Below are 18,029 nucleotides of genomic sequence, written 5' to 3'. Positions count from 1 at the left end.
CGTGGGCGATCATGGAACAACCTGCGGATCCGCGGGCCCGGCGGCTCTTCGGCGGCAGCGCCCGGGCGCTCGGCGACCTGGCCGCCAGCCCGTTCCGGGCCGACCGGGACCGGATCGTCGCGTCGCCGTTCTTCACCCGCCTGGGCGGGGTGACCCAGGTGGTCAGCCCGGGCGGGTCCGGCCTGCTGGTGCACAACCGGCTCACCCACAGCCTGAAGGTCGCCCAGGTGGCCCGGGCGATCGCCGAGCGGCTGACCGCCGAGGAGGCGCACCGCGAGCTGCTGGAGAAGCTGGGTGGCTGCGACCCGGACGTGGTGGAGGCCGCCGCGCTCGCCCACGACCTCGGCCATCCGCCGTTCGGGCACCTGGGGGAGCGGGTGCTGGACCGGCTGGCCCGCCAGCGGCTCGGGCTGCCCGACGGCTTCGAGGGCAACGCCCAGTCGTACCGGATCGTCACCAGTACGGAGATCCGGGGCGCGGCGACCACCGGCCTGGACCTGACGGCGGCGGTCCGGGCGGCGATGCTGAAGTATCCGTGGACCCGCCTGGACCACCCGGACCCGCACCCGCGGCACCTGGACCCGGCGCCCCGCGGCGCGGCCGCCCCGCCCGACGACCCGGAGAGCGGGTCGGCGAAGTTCGGCGCCTACCGGACCGAGGTGGACGACCTGCGGCAGGCCCGGGAGCCGTTCGCCGGCCGGATCCCGGACTGGCAGCAGACCCCCGAGGCGTCGATCATGGACACCGCCGACGACATCGCGTACGCAATCCACGACGTGGAGGACTTCTACCGGGTCGGGGTGCTCCAGCAGGGCGCGGTGGCCGCCGAGCTGATGGCCTGGCAGCGGGAGAGCGGCCACTTCCGGGCGATCACCGGCGCCGCGCTGACCGCCGCCGGCCGGCGCCCCGGGGCGGCCATCGAACGGCTGCGCCGCCAGCTGCACCGCAAGGACGCCTGGATCGCCGACGACGAGGCGTTCGCCGCCGCCGTGGAACACGTCCGCGAGGAACTGGTGGAGGGGCTGCTGGCGCTGCCGTTCGACGGGTCGATCGAGGCGGAGCAGTACGTGGCCCGCTTCTCCGCCCGCTGGTCCACCCGGTTCGTCGAGGCCATCACGCTGACCCCGGAGCCGGACGTGCGCTCCGGCCACGTGCTGCTGGCCAAGGCGCAGTGGCACGAGGTGCAGGTGCTCAAGTTCGTCCACCACCGGTTCGTGCTGGCCCGCCCCGACCTGGCCCTGCACCAGCGGGGCCAGGCGCGGCTGCTGGGCAGCCTGGTGGAGGCGCTCTGGGAGTGGCTGCTCGACCCGGAGGAGGAGTCCCGGTTGCCCCGCCGGCTGCACGACCTCGTCGAACTGGCGGAGGCGGAGCTGCACCCGCGCACGCCGGACCGGATCGGCCGGGCTCGCGGCCGGGCGATCGTCGACTTCGTCGCCCAGCTCACCGACGGGCAGGCGGTGGCGATGCTGGACGCGCTCTCCGGCCGCTCCGGCGCGCTCTGGACCGACGCCTTCGTGCTCTGATCAGGCGACCGCCTGCCACCAGCCGTCCACCGGCGGCGGGTCGTCCACCACGACGCGCTCGCCGGGGCGTGGCACCGCCAGCCGGACGTCGCGGGCCTTCGCCTCGGCCCACAGCCGGTCCACCGGCTCGGACCAGTCGTGCAGGGCGAGGTTGAAGGTGGCCCAGTGCACCGGGAGGAGCAGGTCGCCGCGCAGGTCGAGGTGGGCGGCGACGGCCTCCTCCGGGAACATGTGGATGCTCGGCCAGGCCCGGTCGTACGCGCCGATCTGCATCAGCGTGACGTCGAACGGACCGTGCTCGGCGCCGATGCCGGCGTAGCCGTCGAAGTAGCCGGAGTCGCCGGTGTAGAAGACCTTCCGGTGCGCCCCGGCCACCACCCAGGAGCTCCACAGCGTGCCGTCGCGGCGCAGCCCGCGCCCGGAGAAGTGCTGGGCGGCGGTGGCGGTGACGGTCAACCCGCCGACCCGGTGGCTCTCCGACCAGTCCAGCTCGACGATCCGCCGCGCCGGTACGCCCCACCGGTCCAGGTGGGCACCGACGCCGAGCGGAACCAGGAACGGCGCGGACTGGTGGGCGAGCAGCCCGCGCACGGTGGCCAGGTCCAGGTGGTCGTAGTGGTCGTGGGAGATGAGGATGGCGTCGACGGGGGGCAGTTCGTCGAGGCGTACCGGCGGCTGGTGGATGCGGCGCGGCCCGATCCGGGCCGACGGGGAGCAGCGGTCGCTCCACACCGGGTCGAGCAGCACCCGGTGTCCCTCGATCTCGACCAGGGCCGACGCGTGGCCGTACCAGACGATGCTCAGCTCGCGGGCGGTGTCCGCCGGGGCCGGGTCGGCCGGCCGCAGCAGCGGGACGGGGCCGTCCGGCCGCCGCTTCTGCTTGCCGAACAGCAGCTCCCTGAGCAGGTTGCGGCCCGGGTCGGCGACCATCGTCCGGGTGCCCGCCGGGTTGTGGAAGGTGCCGTCGCGGAACTGGGGGGAGCGGGCGGCACGGGCCGCCCGGGCACCGGTGAGTCGGCCTCCGAGCTGCAGCGGCACGTCCCGGCCCACCCAGGCCACCCCGGCCAGGGCGGCCACGCCGGCCATCCGCCACAGCCGCCGGCCCAGCGCCCGCTCGACCGCCTGCTCCTCGGTTGTGCCCATCGCCGTCCCCTCCCGTGTCCCGCAGGCCCCTGCGGCCGCCCGGGCCGCCGCCGAGTACACGGTAGCCACCCGCACGCCGGTTCGCTTCCGTTGATCACCGCCGTCCGGCTCACGGCGTGAGCACGACCTTGACGCAGCCGTCCCGCTTCTGCTGGCAACATCTCGTACGCCTGCGGCGCCTGCGCCAGCGGCAGCCGGTGGGTACGCAGTGCCTTCATGCCTGTTTGTCCCCTCTTCGGTGCCGTCCATGGGACTGCTACCCGCGAGGGGTGACTTGAACCGGCCGCCGCCGTCGCTCGGCTCCGGGCGGCTCCGGCCGCGCGCTGCGACTGAGGCACCAGGTCTCCGCTCCCTTTGGAGCTGATATCGCAAACGATTCAAGTCTGGCCGGTGAACGGTTCGGCGACGATGGCCACCTCGGCGGCGAGCGAGTCTGGCAGGGTCGCCGCCCACGTCCGATGCCCCCGCCGGCTCTGGCCCCGCCACCCCGGGCCCACACCGCTCCGAGACGGCAACCGCTCCGGCCGCGACAGCACAGCCGACTCAGCTCGAAAGGAGGTCACCGGAGATGTCCTGGCCGTGACACGACGTACCCCGGAAAGGCCGACCGCCGCCCCCTGAGGTGGGTGCGGCGGTCGGTGGGGTCGGAGCGGGCGGACCCGCCGCGGGCGCTCAGGAGCCCGGCGTGCCGGCGCGCTTCGCGGTCGCCTTGAGGTAGTCCCGGTTGAGCCGGCCGATGGTGTTCAGCGGGATGCCCTTCGGGCAGGCCGCCGCGCACTCGCCGATGTTGGTGCAGCCGCCGAAGCCGGCCTCGTCGTGCGCGTCCACCATGCCGATCACCCGGGTGTACCGCTCGGGCTGGCCCTGCGGCAGCAGCGACAGCTGGGTGATCTTGGCGGCGGTGAACAGCATGCCGGAGCCGTTCGGGCAGGCCGCCACGCAGGCGCCGCAGCCGATGCAGGCGGCCGACTCGAAGGCGGCGTCGGCGTCGGCCTTGGCCACCGGGCTGGCGTGGGCCTCCGGGGCGCTGCCGGTCGGCGCGGTGATGTACCCGCCGGCGGCGATGATCTGGTCGAAGGCGTTCCGGTTGACCACCAGGTCCTTGACGACCGGGAAGGCCCGGGCACGCCACGGCTCGATGTCGATCGTGTCGCCGTCGGAGAACTGCCGCATGTGCAACTGGCAGGCGGTGGTGCCGCGCTGCGGCCCGTGCGCCTCGCCGTTGATCATGAGGCTGCACATGCCACAGATGCCCTCGCGGCAGTCGTGGTCGAACGCGACCGGCTCCTCGCCGGAGAGGATCAGCCGCTCGTTGAGCACGTCGAGCATCTCCAGGAAGGACATGTCCGGAGACACGTCGTCGACCTGGTAGGTCACCATCCGACCCTTGTCCTCAGGGCCCTGCTGGCGCCAGATGCGCAGGGTCAGATTCACTTGTAGCTCCGCTGCGTGGGGTGGACGTATTCGAACTGCAGGTCTTCCTTGTGCAGCACGGGCTGGTCGCCGGTGTACTCCCAGGCCGCCACGTAGGCGAACCGGTCGTCGTCGCGCTGCGCCTCACCGTCCGGGGTCTGGTGCTCGGCCCGGAAGTGGCCGCCGCAGGACTCCTCGCGGTGCAGGGCGTCGATGCACATGAGCTCGGCCAGCTCGAAGAAGTCGGCCACCCGGCCGGCCTTCTCCAGCGACTGGTTGAGCCCCTCGCCGTCGCCCGGGACGCGGACCCGCTGCCAGAACTGCTCGCGCAGGGCGCGGATCTCGTCGATCGCCTTGCGCAGCCCGGCGTCGCTGCGCTCCATGCCGCAGTGTTCCCACATGATCTGGCCCAGCTCCCGGTGGAACGAGTCCACGGTCCGGTCGCCGTTGATGGAGAGCAGCTTCTGGATCCGCTCCTCGACGGCCGCGCGGGCCGCCACCACCTCGGGGTGGCTGGCGTCGACCTGCTCGAACGAACCGGCGTTCGCCAGGTAGTTGGGCAGGGTGTTCGGCAGCACGAAGTAGCCGTCCGCCAGGCCCTGCATCAGCGCCGAGGCGCCGAGCCGGTTCGCGCCGTGGTCGGAGAAGTTCGCCTCACCGATCACGAACAGGCCCGGGATGCTCGACTGGAGGTCGTAGTCCACCCAGAGGCCACCCATCGTGTAGTGCACGGCGGGGTAGATCCGCATCGGGACCTCGTACGGGTCCTCGCCGGTGATCCGCTCGTACATCTCGAAGAGGTTGCCGTACTTCGCCTCGATGGCCTTGCGGCCGAGCCGGTTGATCGCGTCGGCGAAGTCCAGATAGACGCCGAGCCCGCTCGGGCCGACGCCGCGCCCCTCGTCGCAGACGTTCTTCGCGGCGCGGGAGGCGATGTCGCGGGGGACCAGGTTGCCGAACGAGGGGTAGATCCGCTCCAGGTAGTAGTCGCGCTCGTCCTCGGGGATGTCCTTGGCGGGGCGGTTGTCGCCCTTGGCCTTCGGCACCCACACCCGGCCGTCGTTGCGCAGCGACTCGCTCATCAGGGTCAGCTTCGACTGGTGGTCGCCGGAGACCGGGATGCAGGTCGGGTGGATCTGCGTGTAGCAGGGGTTGGCGAAGTACGCGCCCTTGCGGTGCGCCCGCCAGGAGGCGGTGACGTTGCAGCCCTTGGCGTTGGTGGAGAGGTAGAAGACGTTGCCGTAACCGCCGGAGGCGAGCACCACCGCGTCGGCCATCTCGGTGGTGATCTCACCGGTGACCAGGTCGCGCACCACGATGCCGCGCGCCCGGCCGTCGACGACGACCAGCTCCAGCATCTCGTGCCGGGCGTTCATCTCCACGTTGCCCAGGCCGATCTGCCGCTCCAACGCCTGGTACGCGCCGAGCAGCAGCTGCTGGCCCGTCTGGCCCCGGGCGTAGAAGGTGCGCTGTACCTGCGCGCCGCCGAACGAGCGGGTGTCCAGCAGGCCGCCGTACTCGCGGGCGAACGGCACGCCCTGGGCGACGCACTGGTCGATGATGTTGACCGAGACCTCGGCCAGCCGGTGCACGTTCGACTCGCGGGAGCGGAAGTCGCCGCCCTTGACGGTGTCGTAGAAGAGCCGGTGCACCGAGTCGCCGTCGTTGCGGTAGTTCTTGGCCGCGTTGATGCCGCCCTGGGCGGCGATCGAGTGGGCCCGGCGCGGGCTGTCCTGGTAGCAGTACGACTTGACGTGGTAGCCCTGCTCGGCGAGGGTCGCCGCGGCCGAGCCGCCGGCCAGGCCGGTGCCCACCACGATCACGGTCAGCTTCCGGCGGTTGGCCGGGTTGACCAGCTTCGCCTCGAAGCGGCGGCGCTCCCAGCGGGTCTCGACGGGGCCGTCCGGGGCCTTGGTGTCGGCGATCGGGTCGCCTTCGGTGTAGAGATCCATGTCAGGCCACCAATCCGGTGAGTACGGCGAACGGGACCACCAGGTAGCCGGCGACCAGCACGACGGCGAAGACCAGCGCGGCGGCCCGGGCCCGGCGCTCGCCCTTCGGGGTCTGCTGGCCGAGGCTGCGGAACGCGCTGAACGCGCCGTGGCGCAGGTGGAAGCCGAGCGTGACGAGGGCCAGGACGTAGAAGATGGTGACGTACCAGCGCGACGGGGCGAAGTCGGCGACCACGTTGCCGTACGGGTTGCTCGGGTCGCCCTGCGGGTTCAGGTGACCGGTGGTCAGGTCCAGGATGTGGTAGATCACGAAGAGCAGGATGATCACTCCACCCCAGCGCATCGTGCGGGCCGCGTAGTTCACGTGGATCTTGCGGCGGTGCGCGTACGCCACCGGGCGGGCGGCGTGGGCGCGCATCGACAGGACGGTGGCGGCGCCGATGTGCGCGAGCACGGCCACGGCCAGCACGGTGCGCTGGATCCACAGGTACCAGGTCGACGGCAGCAGCGGCGTCCCGATCTCGCGCAGCCAGTGCGCGTAGTGGTCGAACGAGGTCTCGCCGGTGAAGACCTTCAGGTTGCCGAGCATGTGCAGGATCAGGAACAGCACGAGGAGAATGCCCGTCACCGCCATGACGACCTTGAGGCCGACGTTGGAGCGGATGGGCGACCGAGTTTTCGTGATTACCACGCGACCGACGCTAGGAGCACTTTGATCAGTCGTCCAATGCATCGACCGCGCAGTCTTGATAGCCATAAGCTATCTAGATGCAGCTCCATCAGCTCCGGTACTTCGTCGCGGTCGCAGAAGTACGACATTTCACCCAAGCTGCCGACCTCGTGGGCATTACCCAGCCCTCGCTGAGTAAGCAAATTCACGCGCTGGAGACCGACCTCGGGGCCCCGTTGTTCGAGCGGGTAAGAGGCAACATCGCCCTCACCGCGGCCGGCGAGGTGCTGCTGCCGCTGGCCAAGCGGATCCTCGCCGACGTCGACACCGCCACCCGCGAGGTGCAGGAGCTGGTGGGGCTGCGCCGCGGCCGGGTCCGGCTCGGCGCCACGCCCAGCCTCGCCACCTCGCTCGCGCCGCCGGTGCTGCGCCGGTTCCGCGACGCCCATCCCACCGTCGATCTGCGGGTGGAGGAGGGCGGCTCCCAGGACCTGGTCCGCGACCTGCTCCGCGGCGACCTCGACCTGGCGCTGATCATCATGCCGTCGGCCGGCACCGATCCGGGGCTGCGCGCCGACCCGATACTGCGGGAGAGCATGGTGGTCGCCTCGGTGGACCCGCTACCGGCCGACCCGGTCACCGGCGAGCTGCGCATCACCGACCTGCGCGACGAACCGCTGGTGATGTTCCGCGAGGGCTACGACCTGCGCGACGCCACCCTCCAGGCGTGCCGGGAGGCCGGCTTCGAGCCCCGGCTCGCGGTGGACGGCGGCGAGCTGGACGCGGTGCTCAGCTTCGTCGAGGCGGGGCTCGGCGTCGCGCTGGTGCCCGGCATCGCGGTGGCCCGCCGGCCCGGCATCCGGGTCACCCGGCTCGCCCGGCCCGGCGTACGGCGGACCATCGCGGTGGCCCGCCGCCGTGATGTGGTGCCCACCCACGCCGGCCGCGAGCTGCGCCGCATCCTGCTGGAGTACGTCCACGACGCGACCGCCGACAACCAGCTCCCGCCCGGTGTGGAGCCCTTGCCCTAACGCCCCTCGGCCTCGTCCATCGCCCGGTAGATGCGCTGCTCGGACACCGGGTACGGGGTGCCGAGCGCCTGGGCGAACACGTTGACCCGCAGCTCCTCGATCATCCAGCGGATCTGCCGGGCCGCCGCCGACTGCCGCTTGGCCGGCGGCAGCGCGGCCAGCAGGTCCTGGTACTCCCGCTGCACCACGGCGATGCGGTCCTGCTGCTGCTTGTCCCGCTGCGGGTTGCCCGGCAACCGGTCCAGCCGCCGCTCGATCGCGGTGAGGTAGCGCAGCAGGTCGGGCAGGCGGGCGTACCCGGCCTCGGTGATGAAGCCCTTGTGCACCAGACCGCCGAGCTGGTTGCGGATGTCGGCCAGGGCGGCCACCACGGCCAGGTTCCTCGTCGCGCCGAGCCGCTGCTCCACCGCGTACGCGGCGGCGAGCACCTGACGTACCCGGCCCATCACGTCGACCACGGTGTCGACCAGGTCGGCGCGGACCTTGTCCCGTAGCGCGGCGAACCCGTCGGCGTCCCAGGCCGGGCCGCCCGCGTCCGCCATCAGCTTGTCGATCGCCGCACCGGTGGCGTCCTCGATGAGGGCCTGCACCCCGCCGTGCGGGTTGCGGCTGAGCGCCAGCTTGGCCTCGTTGCTCAGCCGGCCCTGCAGGAACTTCGCCGGCGACGGCAGGGTCAGCCGGAGCAGTCGTCGGGTGCCGGCCCAGTGCGCGGCCTCCTGCTCGGCCGGGGAGTCGAACACCTTCACCCCGACCGTGGCGCCCTCGTCGGTCAGGGCCGGGTACGCGGTCACCGCGTACCCGGCGCGGACCTGCTCGATGGTGCGCGGCAGGGTGTCGAGGCTCCACTCGGTGAGCCCGCTGCGGGCCACGTCCGGCGCGGCGGCGGCGACGACCTGGCGTACCTCCTGGCGGAGCTGGCGTTGCAGGGCCGGCAGGTCCTTGCCCTCGGCGACCGGCTTCTCGTCCTCGCCGAGCACCCGGAAGGTGACCCGCAGGTGCGGCGGCAGCTTGGCCAGGTCCCAGGCGTCCGGCGGGACGGTCACCCCGGTCATCCGGCGCAGCTGCCGGGTGAGCGCGTCGAGCAGCGGCTCCTCGCCGGGGGTGATCGCCGCCAGGGCCGCCCGGGCGTAGTCGGGCACCGGGACGAAGTTGCGCCGGACCGCCTTCGGCAGCGACCGGATCAGCGCGACGACCAGTTCCTCGCGCAGCCCGGGCACCTGCCAGTCGAAGGTCTGTGCCGGCACCTGGTTGAGCAGCGGCAGCGGGATGTCCACGGTGACCCCGTCGGTCGGGGTGCCCGGGTCGAAGGTGTAGGTCAGCGGGAGGATCACCCCGGCGGCCCGCCACTCGTCCGGGTAGTCCGCCTCGTCGACCCCGCCGCGACCGGAGTTGATCAGCAGGTCGCGGGTGAAGGTGAGCAGGTCGGGCTGCTCCCGGCGGGTCTTCTTCCACCAGGAGTCGAAGTGCCGGCCGGAGACCACGTCGGCCGGGATCCGCTCGTCGTAGAACTGGAAGATCGTCTCGTCGTCGACCAGGATGTCCCGGCGCCGGGCCCGGCTCTCCAGCTCCTCCACGTCGGTGAGCAGCCGCTGGTTGTCCGTCCAGAACTGGTGGTGGGTCTGCCAGTCGCCCTCCACCAGGGCGTGCCGGATGAACAGCTCCCGGGACAGCGCCGGGTCGATCCGGCCGAAATTGACCTTGCGGGAGGTAACGATCGGGACGCCGTACAGGGTGACCTTCTCGTAGGCCATCACCGCGGCCTGCCGCTTCTCCCAGTGCGGCTCGCTGTAGCTGCGCTTGACCAGGTGCTGGGCGAGCGGCTCCACCCACTCGGGCTCGACCCGGCCGGCGACCCGGCCCCACAGCCGCGTGGTCTCCACCAGTTCGGCGGCCATCACCCAGCGCGGCGGCTTCTTGAACAACGCCGAGCCGGGGAAGATCGCGAACTTCGCCCCGCGCGCGCCCAGGTACTCGTGCTTCTGGGCGTCCTTGAGCCCGATGTGGGACAGCAGGCCGGGCAGCAGGGACTGGTGCACCTTCGGGGTGTCGATCTCTTCCGGCAGGTCCGCTCCGGCCCCGCGCCGGCCACCGCCTCCGTCGGGCTCGGCCGCCGGGCCGCCGCGCCGGCCCCGCCGCCCGTCACCCGGTTCCGGGGTACGTAGCACCTGGCGCAGCTGGCTGACGATGTCCTGCCACTCGCGGACCCGTAGGTAGTTGAGGTACTCGGCCTTGCACATCCGGCGGAACGCGCTGGACGACAGGGCGCGCTGCTGCTCGCGCAGGTACCGCCAGAGGTTGAGGAACGCGACGAAGTCCGACTCCTGGTCGGCGAACCGGGCGTGCGCCTGGTCGGCCTGGGCCTGCTTCTCCGCCGGCCGCTCGCGCGGGTCCTGGATGGAGAGCGCCGCCGCGATCACGATCACCTCGGTGGCGCAGCCGTTCCGCTCGCCCTCCAGGACCATCCGAGCCAGCCGCGGGTCCACGGGGAGCTGGGCCAGCCGCCGGCCCAGCGGGGTGAGCCGCTTCGCCGGGTCGGTCTCGGCCGGGTTCAGCGCGCCCAGCTCGTGCAGCAGGTTGACGCCGTCGGTGATGTTGCGCCGGTCCGGCGGGTCGATGAACGGGAACGCCCCGACGTCGCCGAGCCCGATCGAGGTCATCTGGAGGATGACCGAGGCGAGGTTGGTCCGCAGGATCTCCGGGTCGGTGAACTCGGGTCGGGACTCGAAGTCCTGCTCGTCGTAGAGGCGGATGCAGATGCCGTCCGAGGTGCGCCCGCAGCGGCCCTTGCGCTGGTTGGCCGACGCCTGGGAGATCGGCTCGATCGGCAGCCGCTGCACCTTGAGCCGGCTGGAGTAGCGGGAGACCCGGGCGGTGCCCGGGTCCACCACGTACTTGATGCCGGGGACGGTCAGCGAGGTCTCCGCGACGTTGGTGGCGAGCACCACCCGGCGCCCGGTGTGCGGGGCGAAGACGCGGTGCTGCTCGGCGGTGGAGAGCCGGGCGTACAGCGGGAGGATCTCGGTGCCCAGCAGGGACCGTTTCTTCCCCACCAGCTTGCCGAGCGCCTCGGCGGTGTCCCGGATCTCCCGCTCGCCGCTGAGGAAGACGAGGATGTCGCCGGGTCCCTCGGCGGCCAGCTCCTCGACCGCGTCGCCGATGGCCTGGATCTGGTCGCGGACGTTCTCCTCGTCGGCCTCGTCCTCCTCCTCGGCCTCGGTCACCTCGACCAGCGGCCGGTAGCGCACCTCGACCGGGTAGGTCCGCCCGGACACCTCGACGACCGGCGCGGGGTTGCCCTCGGCGTCGGCGAAGTGCCGGGCGAACCGGTCGGTCTCGATGGTCGCCGAGGTGATGACCACCTTGAGGTCGGGACGGCGGGGGAGGAGCTGCCTCAGGTAGCCCAGGATGAAGTCGATGTTGAGGCTGCGTTCGTGCGCCTCGTCGATGATCAGCGTGTCGTACTGGCGCAGCATCCGGTCGGTCTGCAGCTCGGCCAGCAGGATGCCGTCGGTCATCAGCTTGACCAGGCTCTGCTCGCTGACCTGGTCGGTGAAGCGCACCTTGTAGCCGACCACGTCGCCCAGCTCGGTGCCGAGCTCCTCGGCGATCCGGTCCGCCACCGTACGCGCGGCGAGCCGGCGGGGCTGGGTGTGCCCGATCAGTCCGTTGATCCCACGCCCCAGCTCCAGGCAGATCTTGGGCAGCTGGGTGGTCTTGCCGGAGCCGGTCTCGCCGGCCACGATCACCACCTGGTGGTCCCGGATCGCGGCGGCGATGTCGTCCCTGCGCTCGCTCACCGGCAGCTGCGCCGGATAGGTGACCGCCGGCACGGCGGCCCGCCGGGCGGCCAGCCGCGCCTCCGCCCGCGCCACCTCGGTGGCGATCTCGGCGAGCGCCGAGTCGCGCCGCTGCGGGTCCCGCAGCTTCCGGACCCCGTCCAGCCGCCGCTGGAGCCGGCGCTGGTCGCGGAACATCAGGGGGGAGAGGCGGCGGTGCAGGTCGCGGACGGCCTCGGGTGCGGCGGGTGCGGCTGGATTCTGCATGTCGTCGCCAAGGATAGGCAGCCGTCGGGCGCAGCGCTCCCGGGTTACCGGCCGGGCCGGGGTGCCGCGCCCCGACCACGTCCCGCGCGTGCCGTCCCAGGTTGGGCCGGGTCGTCGGGCTAAAGTGGCCGCCGATCGAGGTTGACGACGGACGGGATGATCATGCGCGACACCGACCGGGCGCTGGTGCAGGCCGCCATGGCCGTTGCCAAGCTGCGCTGCCGCAGTGACAACCACACCGTCGCCGCCGCCGTGCGAAGCACCGACGGTCGGGTGTTCAGCGGGGTGAACGTCTACCACTTCACCGGCGGACCGTGCGCGGAACTGGTGGCGATCGGTGCCGCCGCCACGCAGGGCGCCGGTGACCTGGAGACCATCGTCGCGGTGGGGGACCGGAATCGGGGCGTTCTCGCGCCGTGCGGTCGCTGCCGGCAGGTGCTCGCCGACTACTTCCCGTCGATCAAGGTGATCGTCGGCCCGCCGGACGGGCTGCGCGCGGTCCCGGTGACCGATCTGCTGCCCGAGACGTACGTCTGGTCGGACCACCAGCTGGACGTGCCGGCCGTGCCGCGGACCGGGGTGTGGCCGATGCCGGTGGTGCCGGGCAGCCGCCAGGCCCCGGAAGACTGAGCCGGGTCAGTCGCCCGACGCCACCTCCAGCATCGACCGGGGGACCGGCACCTGCTCGAAGCGCAGGTTGCCCTCCGGCACCAGCCAGCTCATCACCTGGGCGACCAGCCGCCCGGCCCGTACGGCGGGGTCGTTGGCGAAGAGCTCGCGGGCCATCTGCGGGTCCACGGAGAGCACGGCGAAGCCATGGATCCGCTCGTCGTCGCCGCCGAGGAACGGGCCGGCGGCGAGGAGGGCGCCCTGCTCCGCCAGCCCGGCCTGGTGGGCCAGGTGCGCGTCCTGCAACCGGTCGGCCGCGTCCCGGGGCAGCTCGGGCGGGTCGTCGGGGCGGACCAGGAGGACGACGGTGTGCTGGTCGAATCGCATGCCCCCAGGGTAGGAGCGCAAACCAGTCGAAAAGGGGCTACGCCGAGGTCCGGGTCCGCAGCGCGCGGATCGACCAGTCGAGGACCGGCGCCAGGCTCTCGGTCGTCGGCCAGCCGTTGACCACCGAGAGCAGGTGCAGGTAGCGCTCCCGGCGGGGGTCGTTCGCGGCGTCCAGCCGGTCCAACAGCCGCCGCCGGAGGTCGACGTCGTCGGGCCGGCCACATAGCTTCGCGTACCGGCTCGTGAGCGCGGCGACGACCCGGTCGGCTCGGGGCGAGGCCGGGTCGACGCCGGCGGCCAACGCCTCCTCGACCTCGGCCCGGGCCAACGCCACCGCGTCGCGGCGTACGCCCGGCGCGTCGGCGTGGTCCGCCGCGTGCTGCTCCGCCAGGTGCCGCAGGCTGGCCCGGAAGCCCGGGTCCTGGGACATTTCGGCCAGCTCCACCCAGGCCTCGACCTGGTCGTCGTCTGGGTTGTCAGGCAGGTCGGGGGTCAGCGAGCGCCTGATCCCCGCGTACGCGGGGTTGCCCGCCTGGCCGGCGAAGGCGGCGTCGAGGAATTCGTCGATCAGCCGCCGACGCTCGTCGGCGGAGAGCCTGGCCAGCTTGTGCATGAGCGCCATCTCCTCGGGTGTGGACCCGCGTCGGGCCACCGCCGTCAACACCGCGCGCCGCAGGCGCAGCACCCGGATCTGTGCCGCCAGTGCGTCGGCGTGCGCCGCGGCGACCTCCGGCAGCGAGACCTCCCGGTCCACGATCCGGCGGATCGTGGCCAGGTCCAGTCCGAGGTCGCGCAGCGTGCGGACGAGGTCCAGGCGGGCGACGGCGTCCAGGCCGTAGCGGCGGTGGCCGGTCGGGCCACGGTCGGTCGGCGGCACGATCCCGCGGTCGGAGTAGAACCGAATTGTCTTGACCGTCAGGCCGCTCCGTTGGGCCAGTTCGCCGATCGAGTAGCGCGCGTCGCCGTTCATACCCCCACCCTGGCGTCTCCCCCCACGGGAGGCGCAACCTGTCGTCTGAAGATCGACGATCCCGAGTTAGGTTCACCTAACTTCGTCGGCTAAGGTAAGGCGAACCTAAGCCGAGAGGGAACTTCGTCCGTGACCACCGTCGCCGTCCGGCCCGAGCGGGCCGACACCCCGGCCCGCCGAGGCGTCAGCCGCCGTCTCGCGGTCACCCTGGTGGCGGCGCTCCTGCTCGCCGTCGCGCTGCTGGCCAGCCTGGCGCTCGGCAGCCGCCCGCTCCCCGTCGACCAGGTGTGGGCCGCGCTGACCGCCCCGGACGGCGGCGAGGCGAGCATCATCGTCCGGGAACTGCGGCTGCCGCGTACCGCCCTGGGACTGGTGGTCGGGCTGGCGCTGGCCGTCGCCGGGGTGCTCTTCCAGGCCGTCACCCGCAACCCGCTCGCCGAGCCGCGCATCCTCGGGATCAGCGCCGGCGCGTCCTTCGGCGTGGTGCTGGCCATCGCAGTCTTCGGCGTCGGGACCCTCACCGGGTACGTCTGGTTCGGCATCGCCGGGGCGTTCCTCGCCGGCCTGCTGGTCTTCGCCGTCGCCAACCGCACCCGCGAGGGCGCCAGCCCGGTCACCCTCGCGCTGGTCGGTGCGGCCCTCGACGCCAGTCTCGGCGCCGTCGTGTACGCGCTGCTCAGCATCGACGCCCGCACCTTCGAGGAGTACCGGTTCTGGGTGGTCGGCGGCCTCACCGGCCGGGACGTCGGGGTCGCCGGGCAGGTGCTCCCGTTCGTCGTCGTCGGGGCGGTGCTGGCCGCCCTGGTCGCCCGGGGCCTCGACGCGCTCGCCCTGGGCGACGACGTGGCCCGCGGCCTCGGCCACCGGATCGCCCTGGTCCGCCTCGGCGCCGGCGTCGCCGGCGTGCTGCTCACCGGCGCCGCCGTCGCCGCCGCCGGACCGATCGCCTTCGTCGGGCTGGCCGTGCCGCACCTGGCCCGGGCTTTGGTCGGTGCCGACCACCGGTGGACCCTGCTGGTCGCCGGGCTGCTCGGGCCGGCCCTGGTGCTCGGCGCCGACATCCTCGGCCGGCTCGTCGCCCCGCCCGGCGAGGTACCCGCCGGCATCGTCACCGCCCTGATCGGCGCCCCGCTGCTCGCCGTCCTGGTCCGCCGCGCCCGCGTGGTGACCGCGTGAGCGCGAGGAGTGAGCCGGGTTTGCGAGCCCCGCAGTCGCGAACTGAGGAGGCTCCGTGAGCGCGAGGAGTGAGCCGGGTTTGCGAGCCCCGCAGTCGCGAACTGAGGAGGCTCCGTGACTTTCATCCAAGCCGGAGCCCGGGGCGCGTCGAGTGTCGCGCTGCCCGGACGGTCGCTGCTGCGGATCGGGCCGGTGACCGTCCAGGTCCGCCGCCGTCCGGTGCTCGTCGCCGGCACGCTGTTCCTGCTGCTCGCCGGCTCCGTCGTGCTCAGCCTCTCGCTCGGCACCCCGTACGTCGCCCCGGCCGACGTGCTGCGTGCGCTCTCCGGGGCCAGCACCCCGTACGACCTCGTGGTGCTCGACCTGCGACTGCCCCGCGCGGTGCTCGCGGCGCTCGCCGGGGCCGCCTTCGGGGTGGCCGGCACCCTGATCCAGAGCGTGGCCCGCAACCCCCTGGTCAGCCCCGACGTCATCGGCGTCACCCAGGGTGCCGGGCTCGCCGCGACGGTGGCCCTCACCGGCGGCGCGGCCGCCGTCCTGGTGGCGCCGGCCGCGCTGCTCGGTGGCCTGGTCGCGGCGGTCCTGGTGTTCGCCCTCGGCGCCCGGCACGGGCTGGCGGCGCAGCGGTTCGTCCTGGCCGGCGTGGCGGTGGCGTTCGCGTTCCGGGCGCTGATCGAGGTGGTCATGCTCACCGCCGACCCGATCGACGGGCTGCGCGCCCAGGTCTGGCTGATCGGCACGCTGGCCGGCAAGGGGTGGACCGAGGCGGCCTGGATCGGCGGCACACTCGCCCTGCTGCTGCCCGTGCTGGCCTGGGCCGGCTGGGCGCTGCGCAGCACCGCCCTGGACGACGACACCGCCCGGGGCATCGGGCTGCGGCCGGTGGCCCGGCGGATCGGGCTGGCCGCCACCGGGGTGCTGATCGCCGCGACCGTCACCGCCCAGGTCGGCGCGGTGGACTTCGTCGCCCTGGTCGCCCCGCAGGTGGCCCGCCGGCTGGTCCGGGCGGAGCGGCCGCCGCTGCTCTGCGCGGCGCTGCTCGGGGCGCTGCTGCTGGTGCTGGCCGACCTCGCCGGCCGCCGCCTGTTCGCCCCCACCCAGCTCCCGGCCGGCGTGCTCACCGCCGCGATCGGCGGGCCGTACCTGATGTTCCTGCTGCTCCGGACCCGGAAGAGGGGGTCGTGACCATGCTCTCCACCCGCGACCTGGTCGTCGGCTACGAGGGCCGGACGGTCCTGGACGGGCTGGACCTGGACCTGCCCGGCGACGCGTTCACCGTCATCGTCGGCCCGAACGCCTGCGGCAAGTCGACCCTGCTGCGCACGATGGCCCGGCTGCTCACCCCGCGCCGCGGCAGCGTGCTGCTCGACGGCGCGGTGATCCGGGACCTGCCCACCCGGGAGGTGGCCCGCCGGCTCGGCGTGCTGCCGCAGAGCCCGCTGGTGCCGGAGGGGATCACCGTCGCGGACCTGGTCGGGCGGGGCCGGCAGCCGTACCAGCGCTGGTGGCGGCAGTGGTCGGCGGAGGACGAGCGGGCCGTCGAGCGGGCCATGACCATGGCCGACGTCGCCGGGCTCGCCGACCGGCCGGTGGACACCCTCTCCGGCGGGCAGCGCCAGCGGGTCTGGATCGCGATGACCCTCGCCCAGGACACCGAGGCGCTGCTGCTGGACGAGCCGACCACCTTCCTCGACCTCGCCCACCAGGTCGAGGTGCTGGACCTGCTGCACCGGCTGCGGACCGAACGCGGCCGGACGGTCGTCGCCGTGCTGCACGACCTCAACCAGGCCGCCCGGTACGCCGACCACCTGGTCGCGATGCGCGCCGGCGCGGTGGTCGCAGCCGGACCGCCGCGCGAGATCCTCACCGCCGACCTGGTCCGGGAGGTCTTCGGGCTCGACTGCGTGGTCGTGCCCTGCCCGGTCACCGGCGCACCGCTGGTGGTGCCCGCCCTCACCCACACCTCGCCCGTGCCGGCCGCCGCGCCGGCCGGCGCACCGGCTCCGGCCGGCTCCTCCGTCGGCGACGCCTGAGCGCGCGTCGACCCGTATCTCCACGAAAGGACCCTGATGCGTCGTCTCGCCGCCGCCCTCACCGCGGCCCTCGCCCTCGGCGTCGGCCTCACCGCCTGCGGGAAGAGTGACCCCGTCCCCGGTGCGGCAACCGGGGAGACCCGGGAGATCACCCACGCGATGGGCACCACCAAGGTGCCGGCCGAACCGAAGCGCGTGGTGGTGCTCGACACCGACAAGATCGACACCGCGCTCTCGCTCGGGATCACCCCGGTCGGCGCGGCGACCGCCGGCGAGGCGAAGAGCTGGCCCACCTACTTCGGCGCGGAGAAGCTCGCCGGCATCAAGGAGGTCGGCGTGCTCACCGAGCCCGACCTGGAGGCGATCAACGCGCTCAAGCCCGACCTGATCCTCGGCAGCAAGTTCCGCCAGGAGAAGTTCTACGACGAGCTGTCCGCCATCGCACCGACGGTCTTCACCGAGAAGGTGGGCATCACGTGGAAGGAGAACTTCCTCCTCGACGGTAAGGCGCTGGGCAAGGAGCAGCCGGCTCGCGATCTTCTGGCGGCGTATGAGAAGCGGGCCAAGGACTTCGGTGCCAAGCTCGGCGACGCGGCCTCGCGGGAGATCTCCATCGTGCGCTTCATGCCCGGCAACATCCGGGTCTACGGCCCGGAGTCGTTCTCCGGCATCGTGATCGGCGACACCGGGCTGGGCCGCCCCGCGCGGCAGCGCCTCGACGCCAAGGAGGACAAGCGCTTCGACCAGGTCAGCCCCGAGCGGGTCAAGGAGGTCGACGGCGACGTCATCTTCGTGACCGCGTACGGCGAGAAGGCCGCCGCCGAACAGGCGAAGGTCACCGCCGGCAGCCTCTGGCAGGGCCTCTCCGCGGTGCAGGCGGGCAAGGCCCACGTGGTCTCCGACGAGACGTGGATGACCGGCATCGGCGTCACCGCCGCCAACAAGATCCTCGACGACCTCGACAAGTACCTCTCCGCCTGAGCGCCGCCCGGCCGCACGATCCGCGCCCAAGATCCTGCTCGACACAGGAAGTAGTGGCCTCGCCCGCACGTGGAGGCCACTACTTCCGTGTTCGAGCA

Annotated in this window: 14 protein-coding genes; 7 read left to right on the top strand and 7 right to left on the bottom strand. The window is 72.9% G+C overall.

Annotated elements, in window-relative coordinates; translation table 11 throughout:
• The first annotated feature begins 11 nt into the window (after positions 1-11).
• Complete coding sequence (locus tag ACFYML_RS06550; RefSeq protein ID WP_387419615.1) at positions 12-1,523, top strand: deoxyguanosinetriphosphate triphosphohydrolase family protein; 1,512 nt, start codon at positions 12-14, stop codon at positions 1,521-1,523.
• Here ACFYML_RS06550 and ACFYML_RS06545 read toward each other — a convergent pair whose 3' ends face one another.
• The 4 genes from ACFYML_RS06545 to ACFYML_RS06530 all read right to left on the bottom strand — a co-directional run bounded on the left by ACFYML_RS06545 (position 1,524) and on the right by ACFYML_RS06530 (position 6,764).
• Positions 1,524-2,666 (bottom strand): MBL fold metallo-hydrolase, encoded by a 1,143-nt coding sequence (locus ACFYML_RS06545; RefSeq protein ID WP_387419614.1) that lies wholly within the window; start codon positions 2,664-2,666, stop codon positions 1,524-1,526.
• Between the two features lie 672 nt (positions 2,667-3,338).
• Positions 3,339-4,100, bottom strand: a complete 762-nt coding sequence (locus ACFYML_RS06540) for a succinate dehydrogenase/fumarate reductase iron-sulfur subunit (protein WP_387419613.1) — start codon at positions 4,098-4,100, stop codon at positions 3,339-3,341.
• Positions 4,097-6,031 carry a fumarate reductase/succinate dehydrogenase flavoprotein subunit gene (locus ACFYML_RS06535; RefSeq protein ID WP_387277558.1) on the bottom strand — a complete coding sequence of 645 codons (1,935 nt, stop codon included), beginning with the start codon at positions 6,029-6,031 and terminating at the stop codon, positions 4,097-4,099. The genes ACFYML_RS06540 and ACFYML_RS06535 overlap by 4 nt, the downstream gene beginning before the upstream one ends.
• A gap of 1 nt (position 6,032) precedes the next feature.
• Positions 6,033-6,764 (bottom strand): succinate dehydrogenase cytochrome b subunit, encoded by a 732-nt coding sequence (locus tag ACFYML_RS06530; RefSeq protein ID WP_387419612.1) that lies wholly within the window; start codon positions 6,762-6,764, stop codon positions 6,033-6,035.
• Positions 6,765-6,799: 35 nt separating this feature from the next.
• Here ACFYML_RS06530 and ACFYML_RS06525 point away from each other — a divergent pair, with 35 nt between their 5' ends.
• Positions 6,800-7,732, top strand: a complete 933-nt coding sequence (locus tag ACFYML_RS06525; RefSeq protein WP_387277560.1) for a LysR family transcriptional regulator — start codon at positions 6,800-6,802, stop codon at positions 7,730-7,732.
• Here the strand turns inward: ACFYML_RS06525 and hrpA are convergent.
• Positions 7,729-11,775, bottom strand: a complete 4,047-nt coding sequence (gene hrpA, locus ACFYML_RS06520) for an ATP-dependent RNA helicase HrpA (protein ID WP_387419611.1) — start codon at positions 11,773-11,775, stop codon at positions 7,729-7,731. The genes ACFYML_RS06525 and hrpA overlap by 4 nt on opposite strands.
• Before the next feature lie 162 nt (positions 11,776-11,937).
• Here hrpA and ACFYML_RS06515 point away from each other — a divergent pair, with 162 nt between their 5' ends.
• The gene (locus ACFYML_RS06515) at positions 11,938-12,405 is read left to right on the top strand and encodes a cytidine deaminase (protein WP_357441281.1); all 468 of its coding nucleotides are present in this window, start codon (positions 11,938-11,940) and stop codon (positions 12,403-12,405) included.
• Between the two features lie 6 nt (positions 12,406-12,411).
• On the opposite strand, the gene ACFYML_RS06510 is transcribed toward ACFYML_RS06515, so the two are convergent.
• A complete protein-coding gene (locus ACFYML_RS06510; RefSeq protein ID WP_387419610.1) occupies positions 12,412-12,771 on the bottom strand; it encodes a YciI family protein in 360 nt (119 codons plus the stop codon).
• A 37-nt stretch (positions 12,772-12,808) separates the two neighbouring features.
• On the bottom strand, positions 12,809-13,741 hold the full coding sequence (locus tag ACFYML_RS06505) for a MerR family transcriptional regulator (RefSeq protein WP_387419609.1): 933 nt from the start codon (positions 13,739-13,741) through the stop codon (positions 12,809-12,811).
• A gap of 129 nt (positions 13,742-13,870) precedes the next feature.
• Between ACFYML_RS06505 and ACFYML_RS06500 the strand changes: the two genes are divergently transcribed.
• The 4 genes from ACFYML_RS06500 (at position 13,871) to ACFYML_RS06485 (ending at position 17,931) form a co-directional block, all read left to right on the top strand.
• Positions 13,871-14,917, top strand: a complete 1,047-nt coding sequence (locus ACFYML_RS06500) for a FecCD family ABC transporter permease (protein ID WP_387277570.1) — start codon at positions 13,871-13,873, stop codon at positions 14,915-14,917.
• Positions 14,918-15,031: 114 nt separating this feature from the next.
• On the top strand, positions 15,032-16,102 hold the full coding sequence (locus ACFYML_RS06495; RefSeq protein ID WP_387419608.1) for a FecCD family ABC transporter permease: 1,071 nt from the start codon (positions 15,032-15,034) through the stop codon (positions 16,100-16,102).
• Between the two features lie 2 nt (positions 16,103-16,104).
• Positions 16,105-16,950, top strand: coding sequence for an ABC transporter ATP-binding protein (locus ACFYML_RS06490; RefSeq protein ID WP_073839698.1), 846 nt, complete (start codon positions 16,105-16,107; stop codon positions 16,948-16,950).
• 36 nt (positions 16,951-16,986) lie between these two features.
• Entirely contained in the window at positions 16,987-17,931 is a 945-nt protein-coding gene (locus tag ACFYML_RS06485; protein WP_387419607.1) for an ABC transporter substrate-binding protein, read from the top strand.
• Positions 17,932-18,029 lie beyond the last annotated feature (98 nt).

This window comes from Micromonospora sp. NPDC007230 (assembly GCF_042869115.1).
Lineage (GTDB): Bacteria > Actinomycetota > Actinomycetes > Mycobacteriales > Micromonosporaceae > Micromonospora.
The sequence above is the reverse complement of the archived record's forward strand: the minus strand, read 5'-3'. Positions and strand labels throughout refer to the sequence as shown.

Bases quoted from the DNA above. Each gene is read 5' to 3' on its own strand.
- ACFYML_RS06485 (WP_387419607.1), top strand. From the start codon at position 16,987: ATGCGTCGTCTCGCCGCCGCCCTCACCGCGGCCCTCGCCCTCGGCGTC.
- ACFYML_RS06490 (WP_073839698.1), top strand. From the start codon at position 16,105: ATGCTCTCCACCCGCGACCTGGTCGTCGGCTACGAGGGCCGGACGGTC.
- ACFYML_RS06550 (WP_387419615.1), top strand. From the start codon at position 12: ATGGAACAACCTGCGGATCCGCGGGCCCGGCGGCTCTTCGGCGGCAGC.
- ACFYML_RS06510 (WP_387419610.1), bottom strand. From the start codon at position 12,771: ATGCGATTCGACCAGCACACCGTCGTCCTCCTGGTCCGCCCCGACGAC.
- ACFYML_RS06515 (WP_357441281.1), top strand. From the start codon at position 11,938: ATGCGCGACACCGACCGGGCGCTGGTGCAGGCCGCCATGGCCGTTGCC.
- ACFYML_RS06530 (WP_387419612.1), bottom strand. From the start codon at position 6,764: ATGCATTGGACGACTGATCAAAGTGCTCCTAGCGTCGGTCGCGTGGTA.
- ACFYML_RS06505 (WP_387419609.1), bottom strand. From the start codon at position 13,741: ATGAACGGCGACGCGCGCTACTCGATCGGCGAACTGGCCCAACGGAGC.
- hrpA (WP_387419611.1), bottom strand. From the start codon at position 11,775: ATGCAGAATCCAGCCGCACCCGCCGCACCCGAGGCCGTCCGCGACCTG.
- ACFYML_RS06545 (WP_387419614.1), bottom strand. From the start codon at position 2,666: ATGGGCACAACCGAGGAGCAGGCGGTCGAGCGGGCGCTGGGCCGGCGG.
- ACFYML_RS06525 (WP_387277560.1), top strand. From the start codon at position 6,800: ATGCAGCTCCATCAGCTCCGGTACTTCGTCGCGGTCGCAGAAGTACGA.
- ACFYML_RS06535 (WP_387277558.1), bottom strand. From the start codon at position 6,031: ATGGATCTCTACACCGAAGGCGACCCGATCGCCGACACCAAGGCCCCG.